This window comes from Bacillus sp. JJ1764 (genome assembly GCF_036962145.1).
Taxonomy (GTDB): Bacteria; Bacillota; Bacilli; order Bacillales; family Cytobacillaceae; genus Neobacillus.
In genome coordinates this window covers 1-2,152 of record NZ_JBALNY010000251.1, presented here as the reverse complement: position 1 = coordinate 2,152, position 2,152 = coordinate 1, and the positions used below count along the sequence as shown (strand labels likewise).

General features: G+C 33.5%; 3 protein-coding genes. All 3 read right to left on the bottom strand.

Features of this window, described 5'->3' with window-relative positions:
- Positions 1–35: 35 nt before the first annotated feature.
- Positions 36–629 carry a hypothetical protein gene (locus tag V7083_RS23430; protein ID WP_335482594.1) on the bottom strand — a complete coding sequence of 198 codons (594 nt, stop codon included), beginning with the start codon at positions 627–629 and terminating at the stop codon, positions 36–38.
- Positions 630–662: 33 nt separating this feature from the next.
- Positions 663–1,499, bottom strand: a complete 837-nt coding sequence (locus V7083_RS23425) for a hypothetical protein (protein WP_335482592.1) — start codon at positions 1,497–1,499, stop codon at positions 663–665.
- Positions 1,500–1,596: 97 nt separating this feature from the next.
- The coding region (locus tag V7083_RS23420; protein ID WP_335482590.1) for a hypothetical protein at positions 1,597–2,152 on the bottom strand (556 nt) is incomplete at its 5' end.

The window sequence follows — 2,152 nt, the reverse complement described above, 5'->3', positions numbered from 1 at the left end:
AATATTATTTCTCCATCCTCAAATAAATTCGATCCTCACTCAACAATATCCTCCAACCCTAATGCCACATCTATAACCATATCGTATACCTCATCGATAAGGCCTTCATGAAGACTAATAAGAGGTTTAATGATGTATTGGTGGACTTTTTCCTGATTATTTAATATTTCAATTGGGAGGAAGTAGGATTTTGTGATTACTCCATCGATGAATGTAGTTGTGCAGATTTTCCCATCAAACTCTTTCGGAACATCTTCATGGTCAATCCAGCCAGCCAAATAAAGACCATTCCCCTTAGTTACTCTATCTTTTGGAAATTCCACAACACCGCAAGTTACAAATGGAATTTTATTCTCTAATCCATCATTGCTTCCATCAAACGTAATATTCACGCCTACCCCTTTTTTAGAATTCTTTTCCTTAGTAAATACTCTCTGTAAGAAATATGGAAGCCAATAATCTGGATAACGATAATGAGCTGATTTTCCGAACATCACACTACTATCACCCACTGCCAAAAACCCTTCACTCTCCATCATGTCATTGATCACAATCAATAAATTGCTGGTTTCTTGGCAAATCGCTTTCATCATGTCGTAGATTTCCTTTATATCTTTTCCGGTTGCCACACTTTATTCCCCCATCCAAAAATAGTTTTCTAATTATCTTAGTTTACTAGCATCAATTCCATGAAAAAGTGTTGGGTCCTGCTCCTCGGATTCTTGCCAGAAATATGGACTTTTTACTGCAACTTTTCTTTTAGGTTTAGTAAATCCATGAAATGGAACCAACCCTTTCTTTTGCAGTAATGCCTTTAAGTCGGCTAACAAGTAGCGCATGGTTGGTGCACTTTTCCAAGATTCTCTTGAATTCACTTCATCAATGGCTTCCACGATGCTCATCCAGTTCACCCAAAAGAAATGATGATTGTTTTGATTAAAATACTGTTTTTTCTCTAATACTTTAAAGGTTTCTTCGATATCGTGCCTTGGTGAAGCATAATGGGCTGTTACAAAAAATAGATAGCGGTTACCTGCAGATTGGAGGTACTTTTCTCTTATAAGGGGATCATCGATATAAATTTTTCCGTGCTGAAGTTCCTTAAATAATTCAGCAAGTTGGTCTCCATCTAAATGGTCTAATGGATTGTTTTCTTTGTCAGTAGAGGCTTCTTCTCGGTTTGCATTACTTTTTCCTGAATGGTATTTTGCTTCTATTAAAATAGATATGGTAGATTGATTCTTTTTCGTAAGTATAATTAGGACATCTGGTTCTCTGTTTAGATAGGTCGTTCTTGGCCAAAACACATAATCCGCTTCCATAATATCATCGAGAAAATTAGGTGGAGTATTGTCCAAAAAGCCAATTGCTTTTTTTAGAAATGGAATGAGACCGTTATTCACATCAAGATACTTAAAAGTTGAAAATACATCAGAGGTTAGCAAATCCTCCATATGTTCATAAGGAGATAGCTTACCGTGGATTTCAGCAATTGTCATAATAAACCTGCCTATACTATGTAATAATTGATAAATAATCTTCTGAGAATATGCATACGTAAATTCTTGAAATATCCATTTATACTTGTTCTTTATCTTATTTTGAACTAAGCAAATAATCGTGAAAATCATCTGGTAATTCAATTTGATAATTATTTAATTCAACTTTCATTTCATTTCCTGTTTCTGATAAATAAATAAGTTTACAGTCAGCATTCAAAATCTCTTTTGCTAAATACATAAACAGAATTTGCGGTTCTCTTAAATAATCTTTGCCTTTTTTGGCATCCGCAAAAATGAACGATCCTCTGTCAAAGATAAATAAATCTACATTTTCAATTTTATACCCTTTTTCATATAAGTCTGATGCTACTTTTTTGAATAAATCCATTTTTTCTTTTCCAATAATTAAAGTAATGATGTCATTATAAAGTTTGTATTTGGATGTTTTGGAAAATAGGTCAAATTCATTGTTTATCACGTAATATCCCTTTTTCCTAAAAAATTCCTCAGCTAAATATTCTCCAAAACCAAAACCATTAGAAACACCGTTACCGCCCCAGTTTAAAGCATATTCTGGGACAACTCCCTGATCTCTATTTTTCCAACGAATTAGTAATTCGTTTTTAAAAGGTATTGTTAATTTTTCTAAT

Excerpts from the sequence above, each read along its gene's own strand:
- V7083_RS23425 (WP_335482592.1), bottom strand. The coding sequence starts at position 1,499 with ATGACAATTGCTGAAATCCACGGTAAGCTATCTCCTTATGAACATATG.